Genomic DNA, 23,179 nt, shown 5'->3' with positions numbered 1-23,179 from the left:
ACCGAGCCTATCGCCGGCAAGCCGGCTCCTACAGGGGGCCAGTCCAGCCGGTCAGGCCACTGCCATCGCCGATGCCGGCAAACCGAAGATGCGGTCGAACGCCCAGTTGTAGGCAAAGGTGTAGCACGGCACCAGCACGATGAACGCCATATCCACCACCAGCGCTTCCAGCAGCGTCATGTCCAGCCACCAGGCAATCAGCGGAATCAGGTACACCACCAGGGTCAGCTGAAAGCCCACCGCATGCGCCACCCTCCGCGAAAGGCTGCGCCCGCGCTTGGCCTGGCGGCTCTCCCAGTACTCGAACAGGCTGTTGTAGACCAGGTTCCAGGCCATGGCAATGGTGGTGATCATTACCGCCAGAGGCCCGGTGTGCGAGGCCTGGGTGTCAGACAGATAAGCCAGCCCCAGGGTCGACATACACAGGCCGATCAGTTCATAGAAAGTCACGTAGACCAGTTTGCGTTTGAGTCCTTGCACGGGGGCACCTTTACCGCGGGTTCATCGAAGGGCGGCGAGCATGCATCAACAGGCTTGACAGAAAAAGTCAGCAGCTTTCAGATTAACTGAAAGGAGCCTGCCATGAACTTTTCCAGCGACACCATCCTGCTGTTTCTTGCCGTGCTCGACCGTGGCTCGTTTTCCGCCGCCGCCCGGGCCTTGGGCCGGGTGCCCTCGGCGGTGAGCATGGCCATCGGCAACCTCGAGGCCGAGCTGGGTTATGCGCTGTTCGAACGCGGCCCCCGCGAAGTGCGCCCGACCGCCCAGGCGCAGGCCTTGGAACCCCATGCCCGGCTGATCGGCGAGCAACTGGGGCTGCTGGCGGTCCACGCCCTGGAGCTGTCCCGTGGGCTCGAGAGCAGCCTGGCCATCGCCGTGGTGCCGGACATCGACCAGCGCCCGCTGCTGCACGCCATCGCCCGCCTGGGCGAACGCCACCCGTTGCTGGACATCGAACTGCTGGCCGCCCCCCAGGAAGAAGCCCTGCACCTGCTTGACAGTGGCAGGGTTTGCCTGGCGCTGGCCTTCGCCGGCTTGCAGGTGGATGCCCGGCGCAGTTTCCAGCACATCGCCATGGAGTCGCTGGTGGCCACCCTGTCGCCGCAGCACCCGGCCTACCTCGCAGGGCGCATTCGCAACCTCGAGGACCTGGTGAACCTGCGCCAGGTATTGGTGTGCAGCCGCGACCTGCCGCTGAGCGACCCGCGCCCGCTGATCGGCACCTCGCACTGGCGCACCGACAGCTACGACCTGGCCGTGCAAATGGTCGAGGCCGGGCTTGGTTGGGGCGACCTGCCGCTGTCGCGGGTGGGCCCGCTGATCGCCGCAGGGCGCTTGGTGCGCCTGGCCTTTGGCAACACCCGCAACGAACTGCAACTGCCGGTGCATGCCTTCTGGCTCAAGCAGCAGCCCCTTGGCCAGGCTGCGCGGGCGCTGGTGAAGTTGCTGTCATCGGCTGAATAAGATGCAGGGCATAACCGACAGTACTTGCGGCATTTAGTCTTTCAACAAATTTCATGAACAGCCGATACCGTGATGACAGGCTTCGCCTATCGCGCCACAAGCGCGCGGCGCCCTCCCCCTTATTGGCTCAAGGTCTCGAAACATGAACCTGAAATTCCGCCACAAGATCCTGCTCAGTGCCTGCGGCGTCGTCGTCCTGGCCTTCGCGTTGTTCACCCTTTACAACGACTACCTGCAACGCAACACCATCCGCCAGAACATCGAGTCGTCGGTGCGCCAGGCCGGCGCGCAAACCGCCAGCAGCGTGCAGAACTGGATGAGCGGGCGCATCCTGGTGCTGGAAAACCTAGCCCAGGACATCGCCCAGCAAGGCGCCGGCCCCAACGTGCCGGGGCTGGTCGACCAGCCTTCGTACACCAGCAATTTCCAGTTCACCTACTTCGGCCAGAACACCGGCCTGTTCACCCAGCGCCCCGACGCGAAGATGCCCGACGGCTACGACCCGCGCCAGCGCCCCTGGTACAGCCAGGCGGTGACCGCCAACCAGACCCTGCTGACCCCGCCCTACCAGGCCTCGGTGGGCGGCCTGGTGGTGACCATCGCCATCCCGGTCAAGGCGCGCAACAACGGCGAGCTGCTGGGCGTGGTCGGCGGCGACCTGAGCCTGGACACCCTCAGCGAGATTCTCGCTGCGGTGGACTTCGGCGGCATCGGCCACGCCTTTTTGGTGGACGGCAACGGCCAGGTCATCGTCAGCCCCGACAAGGGCCACCTGATGCAGAACCTCAAGGACATCTACCCCGGCGCCAACCTGCGCATCGAGCCGGGCATGCAGGATGTAACCCTGAACGGCGAAGAGCGCATTGTCTCGTTCGCCAAGGTCGACGGCCTGCCCTCGGCGCAGTGGTACATCGGCCTGTCGATCGATAAAGACAAGGCCTACGCCGCCCTCGGCCAGTTCCGCACCTCGGCGATCATCGCCATGCTCGTTGCGGTGGCCGCCATCGCAGGCCTGTTGGGCCTGCTGATCCCGGTACTGATGCGCCCGCTGACCACCATGGGCCGCGCCATGCGCGACATCGCCGAAGGTGAAGGCGACCTGACCCGGCGCCTGAGCGTCGAGCAGAAGGACGAGTTCGGCGAACTGGCCACCTCGTTCAACCGCTTCGTCGAACGCATCCATGCCTCGATCACCGAAGTATCCTCGGCCACCCGCCTGGTGCACGACCTGTCGGAGAAGGTGGTAGGCGCCTCCAACGCCTCGCTCAGCGGCTCCGAAGAGCAGAGCATGCGCACCAACAGCGTGGCCGCAGCCATCAACGAACTGGGCGCCGCCACCCAGGAAATTGCCCGCAACGCCGCCGATGCCTCGCAGCACGCCAGCGGCGCCAGCGAGCAGGCCCACGATGGCCGCGAGGTGGTGGACCAGGCGATCAACGCCATGACCGCGCTGTCGCAGCGCATCAGCGAGTCGTGCGAGCAGATCGAGACGCTCAACGCCAGCACCGACGAGATCGGCAAGATCCTCGACGTGATCAAGGGCATCTCCCAGCAGACCAACCTGCTGGCGCTGAACGCCGCCATCGAGGCCGCCCGCGCCGGTGAAGCCGGGCGTGGTTTTGCCGTGGTGGCCGACGAGGTGCGCAACCTGGCCCACCGTACCCAGGAGTCGGCCGAGGAGATCCACCGCATGATCACCAGCCTGCAGGTGGGCTCGCGCGAGGCGGTACACACCATGAACACCAGCCAGGTGTCCAGCGAGCAGACCGTGCAGGTGGCCAACCAGGCCGGCGAGCGCCTGGCCAGTGTCACCCAGCGCATTGGCGAGATCGATGGCATGAACCAGTCGGTGGCCACTGCCACCGAAGAGCAGACCGCCGTGGTCGAGAGCCTGAACCTGGACATCACCCAGATCAACGCGCTGAACCAGCAAGGGGTGGAGAACCTCAACGAAACCCTGCGCCACTGCGATGCGCTGAGCCAGCAGGCCGGGCGCTTGAAGCAGCTGGTGGGTAGCTTCCGTATCTGATCGATACAGCTCAATCGCGGGGCAAGCCGGCTCCCACGGGATCAACGTGGGAGCCGGCTTGCCCCGCGATGCTTTGGGCGCGTGGTTATAACTTAATAACGAACAAGTCTATATGGCTATAAAAAAATCTATATGCTGGCTGCATCCGATCACGGGCAAGCTGGGCAGTCGAGTAGCGTATGGATGTAGGTTCTTTCGGTTTCACCATTGCAGGGCTGGTTGTGGGTTTCATCGTCGGCATGACCGGCGTCGGCGGCGGTTCGCTGATGACCCCGATCCTGCTGTGGTTCGGCATCAACCCCGCCACTGCCGTGGGCACCGACCTGCTCTATGCCGCCATCACCAAGGCCAGTGGCGTCTGGGTGCACGGGCGCAACAAGAACATCGACTGGAAGATCACCGGCTGGCTGAGCCTGGGCAGCGTGCCTGCCGCGGCGCTCACCCTGTGGTTCCTCAGCACCCTGCACACCGACACCTCGGCGCTGAACGCCATCATCAAGCAAGGCCTGGCCGTGGTGCTGATCCTCACTGCCCTGGCCATCCTGTTCAAATCGCGCCTGCAAGCCTTCGCCAGCAGGCACGCCGGTGACCACTACCACCTCAGCGACCGCACCTTGAACACCCTGACCGTGCTGACCGGCGTGGTACTGGGGGTGATGGTCACCCTGACTTCTATCGGCGCCGGGGCCCTGGGCACCGTGGCGCTGTTCTTGCTGTACCCGTTTCTGGTCACCCGCCGCCTGGTCGGCACCGAGATCGCCCACGCCGTGCCGCTGACCCTGGTAGCCGGGCTTGGCCACGCCGGCATGGGTAACATGGACTGGTCGCTGCTGGGCTACCTGCTGCTGGGCTCGCTGCCGGGCATCTACCTGGGCAGCCACCTCACCGGGCGCATCTCCGACCGTGTACTGCGCCCTTGCCTGGCGGCGATGCTGCTGCTGATCGGCTACAAGCTGGCGTTCTGACCATCAACGGCCCCATCGCCGGCAAGCCGGCTCCTGCAAGGGCGTGCAAAACCCTGTAGGAGCCGGCTTGCCGGCGTTGGGGCCATCAGCCTTCACTTGGCCGCTTGTTCCAGGTATTCAGTCAGAAAATGCTGGGCATTGCCCTGCTCGGACAGGCCGGCGTCGTAGCGCAACGAGATTTCCTGCTTTTCGCCCGGCAGGTACAGGTTGCCCCAGTCACCCCGCACGATCAGTGCCACGTACTTCTTGCCGTCCACTTCGGTGGCATAGCGGGTGTCGCGGTCGGTCTTTTCCACATCCATTTTCTGGATGCGCATGTTCCAGTCGTGGTCGAGGCCGTCGACCTGTACCAGCGCCTGGCTGGCGCTGCGCTCACCGACCCGCAGGGTCCACACCTTCACGCCTTGTTCGCCGCTGAAGGCCACCACCTTGTCCGCCACTGGCGGGCGCGGGGCCTCGGCGGCCAGCAGTGGGGTGCTGATGAGAAGGCCCAGGGCCAGGGCCTGCCAGTTCCGTCTTGTTGCGAGCATCATGCTGCCTTCCTGTATTACCGGTGAAAGAAGCCCCGCTCCGGGGGCCGCGCCATGATTGCAGATACGCCGTGCAGTTCAAGCATCGCGTGCCATCAACCGGGCCTGGGCCACAGAAAGCGTTTTGCCACCCTTAATCAGCCGCGGCCGGTCTCGTCCCCTTGTTAACCAACAACAACAGGGAAGTTCAAGCATGACCGATATCTCACGTCGTTCGCTGGTTGGCCTGGGCCTGACCTTGCCACTGCTCAGCCAGTTGAGCTGGGCCGGGCAGACCCCGCCGGCCGCCACCCACGGCGGCCCGGTGCAGATCAATTTCAATGAAAGCCCCTGGGGCCCCTGCCCTGCAGCGCGCAAGGCCATGCAGGACGGCATCGCCCAAAGCGGCCGCTACCCCTACAAGGCGCAGTACCGGCTGATCGACCTGTTCGCCGAACAACACGGCCTGCAGGCCGACCAGGTGCAGGTGTTCTGCGGCTCCAAGCTGGCCCTGCAGCACGCGGTAATGGCCTTTACCGGCCCGCGCAGCCTGGTGCTGGCCGAGCCGTCCTACGAGGCGCCGAGTGACGCAGCCCAGGGCCGTGGCACCCCGGTGCACGCCATCGCCCTGGATGCGCAGCACGCCCATGATGTGGACGCCATGCTCGCCGCCGACGCCAACCCCGGGCTGATCTACCTGTGCAACCCCAACAACCCCACCGGCACCCTCACCCCGCGCCGCGACATTGAGCGCCTGCTGGCGCGCAAGCCGGCCGGCAGCGTGGTGGTGGTGGACGAGGCCTACATCCATTTCAGCGATGCCCCCAGTTGCGTCGAGCTGGTCAAGGAGCACCCCGAACTGCTGGTGCTGCAGACCTTCTCCAAGCTGTACGGCATGGCCGGCGCGCGCCTGGGCCTGGCCATCGGCCAGGCGCCGCTGCTGCAAAAGCTCGAGGTGTACGACGGCGACAACGTGGCCCCCGCCTCGACCCTGCTGGCGGGCCTGGCCAGCCTGCAGGACCCGCAGGTAGCGCCACAGCGCAAGCGTGACAACGCCCGCCTGCGCGACCACACCATCGCCTGGCTGGGCGAGCGCGGCTGGCGCTGCACCGCCTCGCAAGCCAACTGTTTCATGATCGACCTGCGCGGCCCGGCGCAGCCGCTGGTGGAGCGCCTGGCCCAGGAGCAGGTGCTGGTGGGCCGGGTATGGCCAAGCTGGCCCAACTGGATGCGCGTGAGTGTGGGGGATGAGGCTGATATGCGCAGGTTCCGCGCGGCGTTTGCCAAGGTGACGGCGGGGTGAGGCGAACAGCAATTCATAATACGGCGCGCGCCTTGTGGGAGCGGGTTCACCCGCGAACACCGGCGCAGCCGGTGCCATGTACCGCATTGCTTGCTTCGCGGGTAAACCCGCCCCCACAGGTACTGCGGTTGGGGCTTTGGAGTAAGGCTGGGCCTGTACGCCGTGGCGTAATCAATCGAAACAGGCTACGGCTGTCACTCTCTTCTGATACGCTGCAAAATCCGTACGTCAAAGACGTAGGGATGCGTTATGCTTACGATCATCGAAGCACCACTCTTTTCCAGGCAGTGGCCCGATTACTGGACCGCAGAAGAACACGGAGCCTTCATGCTCCACTTGGCCAACGACCCCACAGCGGGCGCAGTCATCCCGGGTACCGGAGGCTGCCGCAAGGTACGCTGGGGGGCTGAAGGCCAAGGTAAACGGGGCGCTGTACGCGTGATATACACAGCTCAACTTGCCAACGGCGCGCTCGTCGCGCTGCTCATTTACGGCAAGAGCGCCACCGAGAACATACCCGCGCCCATTTTGCGCAAGATTGTGAAGGAGCTAGGCCATGCCCCTGACTGAGAAAGAACTGATGCAGCGGGATGCCCAACGCGATATCGGCGAGGAACTGCTGCAGTCTATCCGCGATGTCAAAGCCGGGCGCTACGGCGCAGTGCATCAGGTTGAAACGACCGAAGCGGCCGAAGCGCGCAGCAGAACCGGGCTTTCACAAATCAAGTTCGCCCAGTTGCTGGGCGTGTCGGTGCGCACGCTGCAGGAATGGGAACAAGGCAGGCGCATGCCATCAGGTGCAGCACGTTCGTTGCTGCATATCGCCGCCGCTCGGCCTGACGTATTTCGTGAGGTCCTGCAGGGCAATTGATGCTCCAATGAGAGAGGGCCGCAACAGCGGCCCTCTTCGCTTTCGCTCACCCCCGTTCTATCCCCTCCAGCACCGCCTCTGACAACGCCAACCCTTTCTCCAGCGAGTTCTCCGTCGCCGTCAGCAGGCTGCGCAGGGGTTCGTCGACCTTTTCCAGGGCCATGGCGTTGGTTTCGTAAGCAGCTTTGAGCGCAGCCACGGCGCACACCAGCGCATCCTCGCCATCGATGCCGGCATGCACCGAGAACATCGGCGGGTGGGCTTCGTGGCAGGTGCCAAAGTGGGCATGGGCGGTTTTCGGGCGTTCGGCCCCTGGGGTTTCGAGGGTCATGGGCGGGCCTCCGGGGACGAGGCGCGGGGTGGGTCGGGGACGATTTTCAACATGGTTCAGCACTCCTACATAGCCATGAAAAGCCGCCGTTAATCCGCTTGCACCCGGAATGATGGAGGCAGCTGCGCGCAGGTGTGCAAGACCGAGATGTAGGAACCCGGCAGGCTCGAGAGCCTCCCACGCGCAGCCACCATTGAGCGGCCTTGCACTACATCTGCGGGCTTGCACACCCGGTCGTCGAAATGGCGACGACCGGGCGAGACTACGGAGCGCGCCGGGGAAGAACAACCGCTGAAAGGCCGAAAAAGACTGATTGGGAAATGGACTACATGGAATAAGGAAAGTCTGAAGAAAGGTCCTGCAAATTGTCATGGCAGGTGCACAGAATGTTGTTTGTTTTGCGGGCCTCATCGCCGGTAAGCCGGCTCCTACAGGGGAACGCATATGGCCTGAAAACCCACACTCTCTGTAGGAGCCGGCTTGCCGGCGATGGGGCCCGCGAAGCCTGACCCAAAAATCAAGACAATCGTTCGCATTCTTGTACACGAAACAAATACTAAAGGTTTATATTCGATCCGCCGAAACAAACAGAGATAGCAAGTGGCCACCCCTCCCTAGAAACGGCCCTGCGTTCCTTCACTCTCACGGATGGGTGTCTTGATGAAAATAAAAAACAAACTGGTACTGGCCTTCGTGCTGGTGGCTTTTATCCCGGTAGCGCTGGTCGGCGGCATTTCTGTAATGAATATCCGCAGTGATGCGGTAGACCAGTTCGTCGATGGCAGCACCCGGGAAATTCGCCAGATCGACGGTAATATGCGGCAGTTCTTCGACGGCACTTTGCAGAACGTCGAGCAAATGTCCAAAGATCCTGTATACAATTCAGTTGATACATTAAAGGACTACACGTCCGCCGATGCGGCCAGCAAACCGATGCCGGCCGCCGCGCAACAGGTGATCGATGCCTTCGCCCGCTATGGCACCACTCACCCGGCGGCGGCGATTCTGTCCATTGGCCTGGAAGACGGCACCTACGCCAAGTGGCCCGATGACCCGCAACTGGCCAAATACGACCCGCGCGCCCGCCCCTGGTACAAGGACGCCATGGCCAGCCCCGGCAAGACCGTGCGCACCGCCGCCTACTACTACGACAAGGACGACGTGGCCCTGGTGGGCACCGCCCGCGCCCTGCTCGACCCGGCCGGCAAGGCCCGTGGCGTGTTCGTGGTCAGCGTGTCGCTGAAAAACCTCACTGAGCTGGTAAAGAGCATCAAGCTGGGCAACAGCGGCTACGTGATGCTGATCGAAAACGGCACCGTGCTGGTCGACCCGCGCGACGCCGGGCACAGCTTCAAGCAGTTGAAGGACCTCGGCGCCCCCTACGCGCAGCTGGCGGCCACCGAACAAGGCTCCACCGAAGTGGTGATCGACGGCGTGCGCTACATGGCCAACGTATGGACCTCGCCGGGCCTGGGCTGGCGCTTCGTCGGCCTGATCGAGTACGACGAAGTGATGACCGCCGCCACCCGCATGACCTACACCACCGCGGTGATCGTGGTGCTGCTGGCCCTGGTGTTCGCCCTGGTGGCGGCGGCGTTCTCGAAGGTGATCGTCAAGCCGATCAACCAGGTCAGCGTCGGCCTGCAGTCCATCGCCGAAGGTGAAGGCGACCTGCGCCGCGACCTGCAGATCCAGGGCCGCGACGAAACCGCAGAGCTGGCCGGCTGGTTCAACAAGTTCCTGGCTGCCATCCGCCAGCTGATACAGCGTATCGGCTCGGCCTCGACCAACCTGCACGAAGCGTCGAAAGCCAACAGTGCCATGGCCGGCGACATGAACGAAGCTGCCGGGCGCCAGCGTGAAGCAGTGGAGCTTGTGTCCACTGCGTTCAACGAAATGGTCGCCACCGCCAACGAAGTGGCCCGCTCGTGCAGCAGCGCCGCAGATGCCGCCGAAAACGGCCACCGCCGCGTCGCCGAGGGCAAGCAGCAGATCGAGGCCACCACCGAGAACGTCAACCGTTTGGGCATGCGCCTGAGCGAGTCGTCCCAGGCCATGGTGGAGCTTGAGGAAGGCAGCCGCAGCATCAACCAGATCCTCGGCACCATCCGCGCCATCGCCGAACAGACCAACCTGCTGGCGCTCAACGCGGCCATCGAAGCCGCCCGTGCTGGCGATCAGGGCCGCGGCTTTGCCGTGGTGGCCGACGAAGTGCGGGCTCTGGCCAAGCGCACCTCCGACTCCACCGGCGAGATCGACCAGTTGCTCAACACCCTGGGCGCCAAGACCCAGGAAGTGTCGGACAAGATGGACAGCTGCCTGGACCTGTCCCGGGCCAGCGTGTCGTCGATCGAAAGCGCCCGCGACAGCTTCGAGGGGATCCAGCTGTCGGTGAACGAGATCCGCGACCAGAACCTGCAGATTTCCGCCGCCGCCGAAGAGCAGCACAGCGTCGCCGAGGAGATCAACCGGCATATCCAGCAGATCTACGACGAGGCGCGTCTGGTGGAAGGCCTGGCCAGTTCGGCGCAGTCCGATTCCGGGCGCCTGGCGCAGCTGTCGGATGAGCTGAACGGGTTGGTGGGGCGGTTCAAGTCCTGACCACCGCAATCGCCGGCAAGCCGGCTCCCACAGGGTTTCACACGCCTCTGTAGGAGCCGGCTTGCCGGCGATGAGGCCAGCCTTGTCTACAGTGATCTCAATCCCCCACCGAGATCACCATGCCCCATCACCACCCCCTCCCCCGCAGCGTCTGGGCCCTGGGCTTCGTGTCGATGTTCATGGACATCTCTTCGGAGATGATCCACGCCCTGCTGCCCCTGTACATGGTCGGCGTGCTCGGCACCTCGGTGCTGGCCGTGGGCATGATCGAAGGCATCGCCGAAGCCACCGCCGCCATCACCAAGGTGTTCTCCGGCGCCCTCAGCGACCGCCTGGGCAAGCGCAAGCTGCTCACCGTGCTGGGCTATGGCCTGGCCGCCGTGACCAAGCCGGTATTCCCACTGGCCTCGGGCCTGGAATGGCTGACCGCTGCGCGCTTTGTCGACCGCATTGGCAAGGGCATCCGCGGCGCGCCGCGTGACGCGCTGATTGCCGACGTCACCCCAGCCGAGCTGCGCGGCGCCGCGTTCGGCCTGCGCCAGGCGCTGGACACGGTGGGCGCGTTCATCGGCCCGCTGCTGGCGATCGTGTTGATGTGGCTGACCGCCAGCCACTTCCAAGCGGTGTTCTGGGCCGCCGTGCTGCCGGCGGTGCTGGCCATCGTGGTGCTGGTGGTGTGCGTGCGCGAGCCGGAGCACGCCGGCACCCGCCCGGTGCGCGCACCCCTGGCCCGACGCGAACTGGCGCGCCTGGGCACTGGCTATTGGCGATTGATTGCCCTGGCCACGCTGTTCACCCTGGCCCGCTTCAGCGAGGCCTTCTTGCTATTGCGCGGCCAGGCACTGGGGCTGCCGGCGTTGTGGGCGCCGGCGGTGCTGGTGGTGATGTCGCTGGCCTTCTCGCTGTCGGCCTACCCCGCCGGGGCGTTGTCGGACCGCATCGGCAGGCGTGGCGTGCTGATGATCGGCCTGGGGTTGCTGGTGCTGGCAGACCTGGCCCTGGCGCTGCTGCCGGGGTGGCTGGGGCTGGCCTTGGGCGTGGGCTTGTGGGGGCTGCACATGGGCTTTACCCAAGGCGTGTTCAGCGCACTGATCGCAGACAGCGCCCCGGCTGAGCTGCGCGGCACCGCGTTCGGGTTGTTCAACCTGGTGACCGGGATGGCGTTGCTGGTGGCCAGCGTGCTGGCCGGCGGGCTGTGGGACTGGGTGGGGTATCAGGCGACGTTTCTGGTGGGTGGGGGGTTTGCGATGGTGACGCTAGTTGGGCTGAGGATGAGTCGGGGCTGATGCAGACTTCGCAAGTAGGCCGCCCTGAGGGAACAACTGTCTTGTACTGCCTGTACTGGCCTCATCGCCGGCAAGCCGGCTCCTACAGGTACAGCGTTTTCCTGATGCTTGTGCGATCCCTGTAGGAGCCGGCTTGCCGGCGATGGGGCCGGCCCTGCTTAAGCCAAAACCCCCTCGGCCGGCGCCTGCTCCAGCAGCTTCCAGCCGCCCTGCCCGTCCACTTCCAGCCGGTGCGTATGGAACCCTGCCAAGGTGCTGCGGTGCCCCACGCTCACCAGCAAAGTGTGCGGCATTTCGCTGCGCAGCAACGCATACAGCGCATGCTCCAGCCCCTCGTCCATCGCCGAGGTGGACTCGTCGAGGAACACGATCTGCGGCTGGTTGAACAGCACCCGGGCAAAGGCCAGGCGTTGCTGCTCGCCCACCGACAGGATGCGCGACCAGTCGCGTTGCTCGCCCAGGCGTTCGGCCAGGTGGGCCAGATTCACCTGGCGCAGGGCCTGCTGCATGCGGGCATCGTCTGCCGGCAAGCCGTCGGCCGGGTAGGCGATGGCGGTGCGCAGGTCACCCAGCGGCAGGTACGGCCGCTGCGATAGGAACAGCGCCTGGTGCCCCAAGGGCCGGCGTACGCTGCCGTCGGCGTGGGGCCAGAGCCCGGCCAGGGCGCGCAACAGGGTAGTCTTGCCACTGCCCGAAGGGCCTTTGATCAGCAGCGCCTGGCCGCTGTGAAGGTGCAGGCCGAGGCCGTCGATCAGCGCATGGCCGTCGGGTCGGCGCACTTGCAAGCCGTTGATGACCAGCGCCCCGGGCAGCTCGTGGCAATCCACCTGCGGCAGCGCGGCGGCCTGCTCGTTGGCGTCAAGGAAGCCAGTCAGACGGTCGAGGGTGGCGCGGTAGCTGGCAAAGGTGTCGTAGGACTCACGGAAGAACGACAGCGAATCCTGCACCTGGCCAAAAGCCTGGGAGGTCTGCATCACATCACCGAGCTTGATCGCGCCACTGAAAAAGCGCGGCGCCTGCAGGATGAACGGGAACACCACCGCTACCTGGCTTATGCCTAAGTTGAAACCGCTGAACTTGAGGTTTCGGTACACCAGGCCCCAGGCGTTGCCGATCAGCGCGAAGAAGCGCCCGAGCAAGGTCCCGCGCTCCACCTGTGCACCTTGGTAAAAGGCGATGTTCTCGGCGTTTTCGCGCAGGCGCATCAGCGCGTAGCGAAAGTTCGCTGTGAGCTTTTCGTTAAGGAAATTCAGGCGAATCAGCGGCTGGCCAAGGCGGAACGCAATCCAGGTGGCGATCAGCACGTACACATACACGGCGAACACCATCGCTCGCGGTACCTCGATACCGGCCACCGCCAACGGCGCCGACAGGCCCCAGAGGATACCGGTGAAGGCCACCAGCGACATCAACGCGCTGACCGCGCCCAAGGCCAGCGATACGGAGCCGGTGACGAAGGCGTTGATGTCCAGCTCGATACGCTGGTCGGGGTTGTCCACCGGCTCTTCGAGGAACTGGCCACGGTAGTAGGCATCGCCGCGCATCCAGTCGGCGCTCAGGCGTTCGGTGAGCCATACGCGCCAGCGGATGCTGAACGCCTGGGTTACGTAGAAGGTGAACAGCGCCCGCACTACATGGATGGTCGCCAGCACCGCGAACACCCCAAGCAGGTACCAGAAGGCCGTTTGGTCAAGGCCCTGCAGGGCGCTGTAAAAGCCGTTGTACCAGAACGAGAACAAGACGTTCAGGCGCACCGCGAACAGCGTCAGCACCAGCAGCAGGGCAAAGGCCAGCAGCGGGCGCCAGGTGCGATGCAAGTTGAAATAGGGGCCGGCCAGATGCCAGAACTGCCGGCCCCAGCGGGTGTAGCGCACGGCCAGCCAGGCCGCGAGGGTGAAGCAGACGAAAGTGATGCCTGTGGCGATTGCCAGCCAGCTCAGGCTCTGTTGCAGGGCCTGGTGCCAGTTCATGTCCATGGTGCGGTGTCCGAAGCAGGGTTTTCGCGAGGTTAGCACCGGTGGGTGAAAAGCCTTGCGTAAATGACGGACATTTCATTTTGCTGTACCGGCCCTATCGCGGGGCAAGCCCGCTCCCACGCCAACTGTGGGAGCGGGCTTGCCCCGCGATAGGGCCGGTACAGGCAACAATTAACCCAACGCCTCCTTCACCTTGTCATCCACCCCCTCCCCGGCATGCCCCTCGATCCAAGCCCCCAATTGCTGGCGCATGGCCGGGGTCCAGAAGCTCTGTAGGTGCTGGCGTACGCCCTGCACCGCCTTGGCCCGGTCGGGCTCGCTGTCAAAATAGTGGGCGATCTGGTTGGCCATCTTCACCAGGTTGTCGCTGCTCATCGGCGCACCTCTGCCTTTTCCTGGCCTTCGGCCTGGCGCCGCTGCTCAAGCAGGCGGCGCTGTTCGTCACTGAAGCGCTGGTAGCGCTTTTGCCATTCCGACGGCTGGAACACCTTCACCACCTCCACCGCGGTGACTTTGTATTCCGGGCAGTTGGTGGCCCAGTCGGAGTTGTCGGTGGTGATCACGTTGGCGCCCGACTCAGGGAAGTGGAAGGTGGTGTACACCACCCCCGGCGCCACCCGGCTGCTGACCCGTGCGCGCAGCACGCTCTGCCCCGAGCGGCTGCCCACGCCCACCCAGTCGCCGTCCTGGATACCGCGGCTTTCAGCGTCGCTTGGGTGGATTTCCAGCCGGTCCTCGTCGTGCCAGGCCACGTTGTGGGTGCGCCGGGTCTGGGCGCCGACGTTGTACTGGCTGAGGATGCGCCCGGTGGTCAGCAGCAGCGGATAGCGGCCGTTGACCTTCTCGTCGGTGGGCACGTAGCCGGTGAGCATGAAGCGCCCCTTGCCACGTACGAACTGGTCGATGTGCATGGTCGGGGTGCCGTCAGGGGCGGCGTCGTTGCACGGCCATTGCAGGCTGCCATGGCGGTCGATCTCGGCATAGCTGACGCGGTGGAAGCTCGGCGTCAGGCGGGCGATTTCGTCCATGATCTGCGACGGGTGGCGGTAGTTCATCGGGTAGCCCAGGGCGTTGGCCAGGGCCACGGTGGCTTCCCAGTCAGCCTTGCCGGCCAGCGGCTCCATCACCTTGCGCACCCTTGAGATACGCCGCTCGGCATTGGTGAAAGTGCCGTCCTTCTCCAGGAACGAGCTACCCGGCAGGAATACATGGGCGAACTTGGCGGTTTCGTTGAGGAAGATGTCCTGCACCACCACGCATTCCATGGCCAGCAACGCTGCGGTGACGTGCTGGGTGTTGGGGTCGCTCTGGGCGATATCCTCACCCTGGCAGTACAGCGCCTTGAAGTTGCCGTCCAGCGCCGCCTCGAACATGTTGGGGATACGCAGCCCCGGTTCGGGCTGCAGGGTCACGCCCCAGGCTTGCTCGAACTCGCTGCGCACGCCTTCGTTGGAGATGTGCCGGTAGCCGGGCAACTCGTGGGGGAACGAACCCATGTCGCAGGAGCCCTGCACGTTGTTCTGCCCGCGCAGCGGGTTCACCCCTACCCCTTCGCGACCGATGTTGCCGGTGGCCATGGCCAGGTTGGCGATACCCATCACCGCCGTGCTGCCCTGGCTGTGCTCGGTCACGCCCAGGCCGTAGTAAATGGCCGCGTTACCGCCGGTGGCATACAGCCGGGCGGCGGCGCGGATGTCCTCGGCGGGCACGCCGCACAGCGGGCCCAGCACCTCGGGGGCGTTGTCGGGCTGGGCGACGAAGTCGCGCCAGCGGGCGAAGTCCTCGGTTTCGCAGCGCGCATCGATGAAGCCCTGGGCTAGCAGGCCCTCGCTGACGATCACGTGGGCCAGGGCATTGAGCATGGCCACGTTGGTGCCCGGGCGCAGTTGCAGGTGCAGCTCGGCGCGGGCGTGGGGCGAGTCCACCAGGTCGATGCGGCGCGGGTCGATGACGATCAGCCGCGCGCCCTGGCGCAGGCGGCGCTTGAGCTGCGAGCCGAACACCGGGTGCGCGTCGGTGGGGTTGGCACCGATCACCAGCACCACGTCGGCCTGCATCACCGAGTCGAAGCTCTGGGTACCGGCCGACTCGCCGAGGGTCTGCTTGAGGCCGTAGCCGGTGGGCGAATGGCAAACCCGCGCACAGGTGTCGACGTTGTTGTTGCCGAACGCGGTGCGCACCAGCTTCTGCACCAGGTAGGCCTCTTCGTTGGTGCAGCGGCTGGAGGTGATGCCGCCAATCGAATCACGCCCGTACTTGAGCTGGATGCGCCTGAGCTCGCTGGCCGCATAGTTGACCGCCTCGTCCCAGCTGACTTCCTGCCACGGGTCTTCGAGGCGCTTGCGGATCATCGGCTTGGTGATGCGGTCGGGGTGGGTAGCGTAGCCCCAGGCAAAACGCCCCTTGACGCAGGCATGGCCATGGTTGGCGCCGCCCTGCTTGTCGGGGACCATGCGCACCAGTTGGTCGCCTTTCATTTCGGCACGGAACGAGCAGCCCACGCCGCAATAGGCGCAGGTGGTGATGACTGCGCGCTCAGGCTGACCCAACTGCACCAGGCTTTTTTCGCTGAGGGTGGCGGTTGGGCAGGCCTGCACACAGGCGCCGCACGACACGCACTCGGAGGCCAGGAAGTTGTCACCGCCGGCCGCGGCCACCCTCGACTCGAAGCCGCGCCCGCTGATGGTCAGGGCGAAGGTGCCCTGGATGTCCTCGCAGGCGCGCACGCAGCGGCTGCAGACGATGCACTTGCTGGGTTCGTAGTCAAAGTACGGGTTGGAGGTGTCTTTTTGCTCGGCCAGGTGGTTGGCGCCGTCATAGCCGTAACGCACCTCGCGCAGGCCCACCTGGCCGGCGACGGTTTGCAGCTCGCAGTTGCCGTTGGCCGAGCAGGTCAGGCAGTCCAGCGGGTGGTCAGAGATATACAGCTCCATCACGTTGCGCCGCAGGTCGGCCAGGCGCGGGGTTTGCGTGCGCACCACCATGCCCTCGCCCACTGGCGTGGTGCACGAGGCCGGGTAGCCGCGCATGCCGTCGATCTCGACCATGCACATACGGCACGAGCCGAAGGCTTCGAGGCTGTCGGTGGCGCACAGCTTGGGGATGCTGGTGCCGAGCATGGCCGCTGCGCGCATCACCGAGGTGCCAGCCGGCACGCTGATGGTGCGGCCGTCGATGACCAGGCTGACCTGCACGTCGCTGGCCCGTTCGGGGGTGCCCAGGTCGAGGTCGCTGCTGCCGGGGTCGAAGTAGTTGATCATTGCGCAGCCTCCGCAGGGGCCAGGCCGAAGTCGGCGGGGAAATGCTTGAGGGCGCTGGCCACCGGGTAGGCGGTCATGCCGCCCATGGCGCACAGCGAGCCGTACTGCATCGTGTCGCACAGGTCGCGCAGCAGGCCGGCCTGGCTTTCGCGATAAGCGGGGTCGGTGCTGGCGATCAGCTTGTCGACCACCTCGACGCCGCGGGTCGAGCCGATGCGGCACGGGGTGCATTTGCCGCAACTTTCCTCGGCGCAGAACTGCAGGGCGAAGCGTGCCATGCCGGCCATGTTGAGGGTGTCGTCGGCCAGCACCACGCCGCCGTGGCCGAGCATCGCGCCCAGGGCGGCGAAGGCCTCGTAGTCCAGCGGGGTGTCGAACTGCGCCGGCGGTACCCAGGCACCCAGCGGGCCGCCGACCTGCGCCGCCTTGATCGGCCGGCCGCTGGCGGTACCGCCGCCGTAGCCTTCGACCAGCTCGCGCAGGGTCAGGCCAAAGGCGCGCTCCACCAGCCCGCCATGGCGCACATTGCCGGCCAGCTGAAACGGCAACGTGCCCAGCGAACGGCCCATGCCGTAATTGCGGTAGAACGCCGCGCCCTCGGCCAGGATGATCGGCACCGAGGCCAGGGTGAGCACGTTGTGCACCAGCGTCGGTTGCCCGAACAGCCCTTGCAGCGCCGGCAGTGGCGGCTTGGCCCGCACGATCCCGCGCTTGCCTTCGAGCGATTCGAGCAGCGCGGTTTCTTCACCACAGATATAGGCGCCGGCGCCCACCCGCACCTCCAGATGGAAGGCCAGGCCGTTACCGGCTACGTCCAGGTAGCCGGCCTCGCGGGCCAGCAGGATCGCTTCGTTGAGCGCGCGAATGGCGTCCGGGTACTCCGAGCGCACGTAGATGTAGCCGTGGCTGGCGCCCACGGCCAGGCCTGCGATGATCATGCCCTCGATCAGCAGGAACGGGTCGCCCTCCATCAGCATGCGGTCGGCGAAGGTGCCGGAGTCGCCTTCGTCGGCGTTGCACACCACGTACTTTTGCGCAGCCTTGGCCTCACGCACGGTGCGCCACTTGATGCCCGCCGGGAACGCCGCGCCGCCGCGACCGCGCAGGCCGGAGTCGAGCACCGCGGTGACCACCTCGTCGCCATCGAGCAGCGCGGCCTGGCGCAGGCCTTCGAAGCCGCCATGGGCATGGTAGTCGTCCAGCGACAACGGCCGGGTGATGCCGGCGCGGGCGAACAGCAGGCGCTGCTGGGTTTTCAGGTAGGGGATGGCTTCGACCGGGCCCAGCGCCAGCGGGTGCTGGCGGTTGCCTTGCAGGGCGTCGAGCAGGCCAGGCACATCGTCGACCGTCAGCGGGCCGAAGCCTTGGCGGCCATCGGCGCCTTCCAGTTCCACCAGCGGCTCCAGCCAGTACAGGCCACGGGAACTGGTGCGTTTGATGCTCAGCGGCAGTTGCCGGCGCTCAGCCTCGCGGGCAAGCGCCTCGGCCACCTGGTCGGCGCCAACGGCGCGCGCCAGTGAGTCGCAGGGAATGCACAGGTTCAGCATGCCTTCACCTCCTCACGGCAGCTTTCCACCAGCGCGCGCAGGCGCTCGGGGGTCAGGCGTGCATGCAGTTGGCCGTCCAGCTCCAGGGCCGGCGAGCAGGCGCAGGCGCCCAGGCAGTACACCGGGCGCAGGCTCAGCGCGCCGTCAGCGCTGGTGCCGTGGTCGCCCAGCCCGAGCTGCTCGCGCAGTTGCGCGGCCAGGGCTTCGGCGCCGCGGCTCTGGCAGGACTCGGCGCGGCACAGGCGCAGGGTGTGGCTCGCCGGCGGCGTGGTACGAAAGTCGTGGTAGAAGCTGATCACCCCGCGCACTTCGGCAAGGCTCAGGTTCAGCGCGTGGGCGATTTCGCCGACCGCGATATCGGGGATGTAGCCGGCGCCGGCCTGGATGGCGTGGAGAATCGGCAACAACGCGCCGGGGGTGGCCTTTTCGCGGGCCAGGACGCGCTGGATCAGGGGCAGGTGGTGCGAATCATCAGGCATACAGCAGACCTCGGCAGCCCGGGCCAGCCCGGGTGGCGGGCCGGTATCCGGCGGTGTTCAGCTGCGGTGCGCCGCCCCGGTCACGGTGGCCTGGTGGCGGGCACCCTCCTTGCCGGCGGCCGGGCGTCTGGGTGCGCACGGTCTGCAGGCATCCTGGAAGCATGGCAGGTCTTGGCCGGGTTGGTAGCGCGGTGGCGACCAGGTGCTGCCTGAAAGCGACCATGGGCAAGTTGGTAACGGCCCTGTAGGCGCTGGCTTGCCAGCGATGGGGCCTGGCCTGCGGGCCGATGTTAACGGCTTATGGCCCTATCGCCGGCAAGCCGGCTTACAGGGGGCGGTGCGCTCAGTCCAGGACCACGTGGGGCACGAAGCGCGAGCTGTCCTTGGTGATCAGGGTGTCGTCTTCGCGGATGCCGATGCCCGAGGCCTGCCCGCCAATCACCCAGGAGCCGACCAGGGTGTAGCTGTCGCCGAACCTGGGTAGCGGCGCCAGCGCCTGCAGGATGTAAGGCGCGTCGGTGTACGGGCCATCTTCGAACTCCCGTTGGCCGTCGAGGGTACGCAGCTCGACATTGGCGCCCTCGCGGGAGAAGTACGGCTTGCGCACCCAGCCCTTGGGTACCGGGCGTTGCGGGTCGCTGTCCAGATGCGCCGGCAGCAGGTTCGGGTGGCCCTCATGCCATTCCCACAGCAGTGGCAGCAGGCCCTTGTTGGACACCAGCGCCTTCCACGCCGGCTCCACGAACTGCGTACCGCTGCCAGCGATGGCCCCACCGAATGCCTCATGGAAGATGTGCTCCCAGGCGTGCAGTTTGAACAGCCGCCGGATCGGCTGGCCGTCGAGGTCGACGAAACGGCCCTCGGCGCTCAGGCCGATGTCTTCCAGGTCGATGTGCCGGGTGCCGATGCCGGCATGCTCGGCCATGCGCCGCAAAAAGTCGGTGGTACCGCGGTCCTCCACCGAGCCACTGATGGTGGAGAAGTGGAACAAGCCCTCCCCGCCCATGGCCCGGAACACCTGTACCAGGTCCTCGGCGATGCTGTTGAACTGGCTGGCGTGGGGGGGCAGCACGCCGCGCCGCACCTGCTCGTCGAGCCAGATCAGCTGGAACGCGGCCGCCTCGTACAACGACGTGGGGGTGTCGTAGTTGGCCTCGATCAGCTTGGCCGGGCCGACGCCTGCGTAGCTGAAATCGAAACGGCCATACAGATGCGCCTCGCCGGCCTGCCACGACTGGCGCACCAGGTCGAAGTAGGCCGGCGGGATGGCCAGGCGGGCCATGAGTGCCTCGCTGTCGACGATGCGCGCCACGGCGTCCAGGCACATGGCGTGCAACTCTTGCGTGGGCGCCTCCAGGTCAGTAGTGATTTGGGCCTCGCTGAACTGGTAGTAGCCGCGCTCGTCCCAGTAGCGCTCGCCGTCGATGGTGTGGAAGGCAAAGCCTTCGCGCTCGGCGGTGGCGCGCCAGCCGGGGCGTTCGTCGCAGTCGACCTTGCGCATGCTCAGCCCCCGAAGAAGCTGCCGGAGCGCCCGCCCCAGCCGCCGCGTGCAGTGGCCTGGCTGCCAAAGCCGCCGCGCGAGATGCTGGACGAGACCGTGGTGCGCGATTGTTCCCGGCTACTGCTGCCCCAACGGCTACTGCTGCTGGTGGTGTTGCTACTGCTACTGCCACCACCGCCGTACGAACCGCCGCCGCTGCTGCCGCTGCTGCCCTGCTGTTCCTGTTGCAGGTCGCGCTGAATGGCATAGCGCTGGCTGAACAGGCCCCGGCGGTAGCTCTTGCCGCCGGCGCTGTAGTTGTAGAGCGGCTGCGCACGGTAATGCCGGTCACCCGGCAGCACCTGGCTGAGCAGCAGGCCGGCCAGCACGCCGGTGGCCATGCTGCCGCTGAGGTTAGCCTGGCCGTTGTTGGCCTTGGCCAGCTGCGACTCGGTCACCTCGCCTGAGGTTTCCAACTCGAAGCCGCTCATGAGCGGCCGGTAATAGCCAGCTTTGAACGTGCAACCGCCGGCACTGAACTCGGCCTCGCATGCGCTCAGCGAGGCAAAGAGCGGCTCGCCGTGCAGGTACTCGGTGTACGCCTGCTTGTAGGCTTGTTCGCAATCCTTTTGCGGCACCTGATCGGCCACGCAGGCAGCCAGGTCGTCGTAGTTGACCCGCTGGGTGACGGTATAGGTGGGTTCGCTGGGGCCACAGGCACTCAGCGCCAGCGGCAGGGAGCTGGCCAGCACCAGCTTGACCGGGCTTTTTCTCATGGCGGGCTCCTTACACCGACGGAGTCATGCAGGCCGAATTGAGAAAGCCCACGCTGATCGCCACGCTGGCAGCGTAGATGGCTGCCGCCAGCTCGCCACGGGCGATACGCGCCGACAGGCCCTTGAGCACCAGGCTGGCGAGGCCAAAGGCGACCAGTTGCACCACGGCGGCAATCACCACCCAGGCCACCACGTCCACCAGGCTGACGCTGTAGGCGATGATGTTGCTGGCCGGCAGCGAAAAACCGATCAGCGAGCCACCCAGGGCAATCGCTGCGGCCGGGTTGTTTTCGCGAATCAGGGCGAACTCACGGTGTGGTGTGAGGCGGGTGTAGATGAACTGGAACAGCCAGAACAGCAGCAATGCCACGCTGATGTAGGCGATGAAGCCGGTAACGGCGGGGGCATTGAGCGACAGGCGCAGAGCGTCGAGCATGAAAGGTCCTTGTCAGGTTACGTAGAAGTCCGTGGGGTGCAGGGTGACGCCCAGCGAGGTGCTGAGGCTGGTATGGCCTTGGGCGTCTTCCTCCACCGACAGCAGAAGGAATTCGCGCCGCCCGGGCAGGCCGGTGTCGCGGGCGTAGAGCATCGCCAGGTGGCGGATTCGGTAGCTCGCCTCGGGGCTGCCGACCTGCTCGCTGAACGGGACCAGTTCGGCCTGGCCCTGCCCGCTGCCCCACTGGCGCGAATACAGGTAGCCGTCGTGCTCGTACATCGGCAGGCCGACCTTCGAGCCCGGGCCCACCAGCTGCTGCACCTGCGCCTGGCCTTGCAGCGGCACGACGCTGTGGTAGCCGAACAGGAGGGTGTCACCGGCAACCGAGCCGTTCATCACCACCTGCAGCCAGTAGTCTTCGTCGTCCAGGTAGAAACGCAGCAGGCGCACGGCATCGCCCAGGTCGACTTCACCCACCGCCCACACTTGTTCGGCGCCAGGGACCACCAGTTGCGAATAGCCATCGAGGGTACTGGCCAGGTAGCCGGCCGGCGTGAAGGTGCGCCCGCCGTGCAGGCCGAACGGCGCGCGGGGGCTGTGTGAAGGCGACATTGAAACTCCCTGGGGTCGCGCGGGGCCTTGCGAGGGGCGACACCATAGCCGGTTTTGTGAGCCGCGCCAATGCGCCCTGCGCGCACTACCCCGCCACCCGCGCCAACCGTTGCAACGCGCCGATCACCTGCGGGTCGCGGGCTTCGAGCACATCGGCCTGGATGCGCGCGATCACAGCCTTGAGCAGCTCGGTTTGGCTCATGTGGGTTTGCTGCAGCAGGGCCAGAAAGTCCTCGGCCGTGTGCGGGTTGACCTTCATCGACAGCCGCCGGGTGGCGTTGGACTCCGGCAGCCCGCGCTGACGCCGCTGTGCCTGCAACGCCTGGACGAAGGCCTCGTGGGCCGGCTGCAGGCCCGGCCCTTGCTGGGCCTGCACCAGTAACTGAAAGTAGTGCGCCAGGAACAGCTTGCGCAGGTGTGCACCCGCCTCGCTGCTGACCGCCTGCATGACGGCGTCCAGCACATCGAGGTACACCGCGGGCAGCCGCGCCTCGATGGACTTGAGCTGCTGCTTGCGCGCCTCGCGAATGGCCGGGGTGGACTGCGCCGGGATGGCCACCACCCGGTCGCAGCCGTCGCACACACCCACCAGGATGTCCCGGGCCAGGCCCTGGCCATCGCTGAACGGCACGTCGCGGCGGGTGAAGTGCATGGCCACCAGCGCCTGGCAGTGTTCGCACAGGGCCTGGCCGGTATCGCCTTCGAAAAAGATCTTCATGATCGGGTTACTCACTGGTGAACGCTGATGAACCACGTGTGCGGCTCGATGAAAAAGAACTTGATGTACCAGTGGCAGCGGCGCAGCACGTGCACCTCGATGCCTGGTACGGCGTGGTGGGGGCTGCTGCTGTAGTCGCGGCCCTGGCAGGCGTGGATCACATCGATCACCTCATCTGCGCTGACTGCGCCCATGGCAAGCAGGTTCTTCACTGCGATATCGCCCCGCGACACATGCAGGTACGCCCCTGATTCGAGTGCGGCGAGTACTGCGCTTCTGACTGCCTTGAAACCCTTTGGCATGGTTCATCCTTGATTTACGAAGATCATCGTACGGAATTCTTGTTGAGTCCACCCATCCCGGCGACCCAGCCGATGAGCGGCGTTTTGCTGAAGCACTGCCCGCAAATGACTATGGCCTGCCAGGCTGAATGACGGCGGGTAGCTGTGTAACAAGCGCTTGCGCGGTTTTGCCCGATGTTTCCGGTAAGGCCTGCGAATTGACATGTTTGCTAAAAGCAATCATATAATTGCCTA

The 23,179-nt window shown here is 65.7% G+C and carries 22 protein-coding genes and 2 pseudogenes; 10 read left to right on the top strand and 14 right to left on the bottom strand.

The genetic code is table 11. The features are described from left to right. Positions 1 to 51 precede the first annotated feature (51 nt). Complete coding sequence (locus KSS94_RS09060) at positions 52 to 480, bottom strand: PACE efflux transporter (protein ID WP_217842654.1); 429 nt, start codon at positions 478 to 480, stop codon at positions 52 to 54. 102 nt (positions 481 to 582) lie between these two features. Here KSS94_RS09060 and KSS94_RS09055 point away from each other — a divergent pair, with 102 nt between their 5' ends. The 4 genes and pseudogenes from KSS94_RS09055 (at position 583) to KSS94_RS09045 (ending at position 4,458) form a co-directional block, all read left to right on the top strand. Next, the gene (locus tag KSS94_RS09055; protein ID WP_217842653.1) at positions 583 to 1,464 is read left to right on the top strand and encodes a LysR family transcriptional regulator; all 882 of its coding nucleotides are present in this window, start codon (positions 583 to 585) and stop codon (positions 1,462 to 1,464) included. A gap of 142 nt (positions 1,465 to 1,606) precedes the next feature. Next, a pseudogene (locus tag KSS94_RS27545) lies at positions 1,607 to 2,638 on the top strand (HAMP domain-containing protein); the annotation flags it as partial. Positions 2,639 to 2,752: 114 nt separating this feature from the next. Beyond that, positions 2,753 to 3,493: a methyl-accepting chemotaxis protein gene (locus tag KSS94_RS27540; RefSeq protein WP_369992154.1), complete on the top strand. Its 741-nt coding sequence runs from the start codon at positions 2,753 to 2,755 to the stop codon at positions 3,491 to 3,493. 179 nt (positions 3,494 to 3,672) lie between these two features. Next, positions 3,673 to 4,458 carry a sulfite exporter TauE/SafE family protein gene (locus KSS94_RS09045; RefSeq protein WP_217842651.1) on the top strand — a complete coding sequence of 262 codons (786 nt, stop codon included), beginning with the start codon at positions 3,673 to 3,675 and terminating at the stop codon, positions 4,456 to 4,458. Between the two features lie 92 nt (positions 4,459 to 4,550). On the opposite strand, the gene KSS94_RS09040 is transcribed toward KSS94_RS09045, so the two are convergent. Continuing rightward, positions 4,551 to 4,991 (bottom strand): hypothetical protein, encoded by a 441-nt coding sequence (locus KSS94_RS09040; RefSeq protein WP_217842650.1) that lies wholly within the window; start codon positions 4,989 to 4,991, stop codon positions 4,551 to 4,553. A 190-nt stretch (positions 4,992 to 5,181) separates the two neighbouring features. Here KSS94_RS09040 and ptaA point away from each other — a divergent pair, with 190 nt between their 5' ends. From ptaA to KSS94_RS09025, 3 genes are all read left to right on the top strand, one after another. Further along, the gene (ptaA, locus tag KSS94_RS09035; RefSeq protein ID WP_217842649.1) at positions 5,182 to 6,270 is read left to right on the top strand and encodes a pyoverdine biosynthesis transaminase PtaA; all 1,089 of its coding nucleotides are present in this window, start codon (positions 5,182 to 5,184) and stop codon (positions 6,268 to 6,270) included. Positions 6,271 to 6,519: 249 nt separating this feature from the next. Beyond that, positions 6,520 to 6,840, top strand: a complete 321-nt coding sequence (locus KSS94_RS09030) for a transcriptional regulator (protein ID WP_217842648.1) — start codon at positions 6,520 to 6,522, stop codon at positions 6,838 to 6,840. Continuing rightward, positions 6,827 to 7,141 carry a helix-turn-helix domain-containing protein gene (locus KSS94_RS09025; protein ID WP_217842647.1) on the top strand — a complete coding sequence of 105 codons (315 nt, stop codon included), beginning with the start codon at positions 6,827 to 6,829 and terminating at the stop codon, positions 7,139 to 7,141. Before KSS94_RS09030 ends, KSS94_RS09025 begins: the two co-directional genes overlap by 14 nt. A gap of 46 nt (positions 7,142 to 7,187) precedes the next feature. Here KSS94_RS09025 and KSS94_RS09020 read toward each other — a convergent pair whose 3' ends face one another. Continuing rightward, positions 7,188 to 7,472, bottom strand: a complete 285-nt coding sequence (locus tag KSS94_RS09020; RefSeq protein WP_217842646.1) for a hypothetical protein — start codon at positions 7,470 to 7,472, stop codon at positions 7,188 to 7,190. A gap of 648 nt (positions 7,473 to 8,120) precedes the next feature. On the opposite strand from KSS94_RS09020, the pseudogene KSS94_RS27535 reads away from it, so the two are divergent. The 3 genes and pseudogenes from KSS94_RS27535 to KSS94_RS09010 all read left to right on the top strand — a co-directional run. Further along, positions 8,121 to 9,218: pseudogene (locus tag KSS94_RS27535) on the top strand (HAMP domain-containing protein); the annotation flags it as partial. Between the two features lie 75 nt (positions 9,219 to 9,293). Beyond that, a complete protein-coding gene (locus KSS94_RS27530; protein WP_369992152.1) occupies positions 9,294 to 10,073 on the top strand; it encodes a methyl-accepting chemotaxis protein in 780 nt (259 codons plus the stop codon). Between the two features lie 119 nt (positions 10,074 to 10,192). After that, positions 10,193 to 11,359, top strand: a complete 1,167-nt coding sequence (locus KSS94_RS09010; RefSeq protein ID WP_217842644.1) for an MFS transporter — start codon at positions 10,193 to 10,195, stop codon at positions 11,357 to 11,359. 158 nt (positions 11,360 to 11,517) lie between these two features. Here the strand turns inward: KSS94_RS09010 and KSS94_RS09005 are convergent, their stop codons facing one another. The 11 genes from KSS94_RS09005 to KSS94_RS08955 all read right to left on the bottom strand — a co-directional run bounded on the left by KSS94_RS09005 (position 11,518) and on the right by KSS94_RS08955 (position 22,945). Then, positions 11,518 to 13,335: an ABC transporter ATP-binding protein/permease gene (locus tag KSS94_RS09005; RefSeq protein ID WP_217842643.1), complete on the bottom strand. Its 1,818-nt coding sequence runs from the start codon at positions 13,333 to 13,335 to the stop codon at positions 11,518 to 11,520. A 171-nt stretch (positions 13,336 to 13,506) separates the two neighbouring features. Further along, on the bottom strand, positions 13,507 to 13,710 hold the full coding sequence (locus KSS94_RS09000; protein ID WP_217842642.1) for a formate dehydrogenase subunit delta: 204 nt from the start codon (positions 13,708 to 13,710) through the stop codon (positions 13,507 to 13,509). Next, entirely contained in the window at positions 13,707 to 16,595 is a 2,889-nt protein-coding gene (fdhF, locus tag KSS94_RS08995) for a formate dehydrogenase subunit alpha (protein WP_217842641.1), read from the bottom strand. Before fdhF ends, KSS94_RS09000 begins: the two co-directional genes overlap by 4 nt. Next, positions 16,592 to 18,142, bottom strand: a complete 1,551-nt coding sequence (locus KSS94_RS08990; protein ID WP_217842640.1) for a formate dehydrogenase beta subunit — start codon at positions 18,140 to 18,142, stop codon at positions 16,592 to 16,594. The genes fdhF and KSS94_RS08990 overlap by 4 nt, the downstream gene beginning before the upstream one ends. Then, complete coding sequence (locus KSS94_RS08985; protein ID WP_217842639.1) at positions 18,136 to 18,621, bottom strand: formate dehydrogenase subunit gamma; 486 nt, start codon at positions 18,619 to 18,621, stop codon at positions 18,136 to 18,138. Before KSS94_RS08985 ends, KSS94_RS08990 begins: the two co-directional genes overlap by 7 nt. A 343-nt stretch (positions 18,622 to 18,964) precedes the next feature. Then, the gene (locus KSS94_RS08980) at positions 18,965 to 20,122 is read right to left on the bottom strand and encodes a glutathionylspermidine synthase family protein (protein WP_217842638.1); all 1,158 of its coding nucleotides are present in this window, start codon (positions 20,120 to 20,122) and stop codon (positions 18,965 to 18,967) included. A gap of 2 nt (positions 20,123 to 20,124) precedes the next feature. Beyond that, a complete protein-coding gene (locus KSS94_RS08975; protein WP_217842637.1) occupies positions 20,125 to 20,877 on the bottom strand; it encodes a DUF1190 domain-containing protein in 753 nt (250 codons plus the stop codon). A 10-nt stretch (positions 20,878 to 20,887) separates the two neighbouring features. After that, the gene (locus tag KSS94_RS08970; protein ID WP_217842636.1) at positions 20,888 to 21,313 is read right to left on the bottom strand and encodes a DUF350 domain-containing protein; all 426 of its coding nucleotides are present in this window, start codon (positions 21,311 to 21,313) and stop codon (positions 20,888 to 20,890) included. A gap of 12 nt (positions 21,314 to 21,325) precedes the next feature. Then, entirely contained in the window at positions 21,326 to 21,925 is a 600-nt protein-coding gene (locus tag KSS94_RS08965) for a DUF2491 family protein (RefSeq protein ID WP_217842635.1), read from the bottom strand. 85 nt (positions 21,926 to 22,010) lie between these two features. Further along, positions 22,011 to 22,643 (bottom strand): hypothetical protein, encoded by a 633-nt coding sequence (locus KSS94_RS08960; RefSeq protein ID WP_217842634.1) that lies wholly within the window; start codon positions 22,641 to 22,643, stop codon positions 22,011 to 22,013. 11 nt (positions 22,644 to 22,654) lie between these two features. Next, positions 22,655 to 22,945 carry a hypothetical protein gene (locus KSS94_RS08955; protein WP_217842633.1) on the bottom strand — a complete coding sequence of 97 codons (291 nt, stop codon included), beginning with the start codon at positions 22,943 to 22,945 and terminating at the stop codon, positions 22,655 to 22,657. Positions 22,946 to 23,179 lie beyond the last annotated feature (234 nt).

Source organism: Pseudomonas fakonensis, from assembly GCF_019139895.1.
In the GTDB taxonomy this organism is placed as follows: Bacteria; Pseudomonadota; Gammaproteobacteria; order Pseudomonadales; family Pseudomonadaceae; genus Aquipseudomonas; species Aquipseudomonas fakonensis.
Note: the sequence above shows the minus strand (reverse complement) of the source record. Positions and strands in the feature narration are given on the sequence as shown.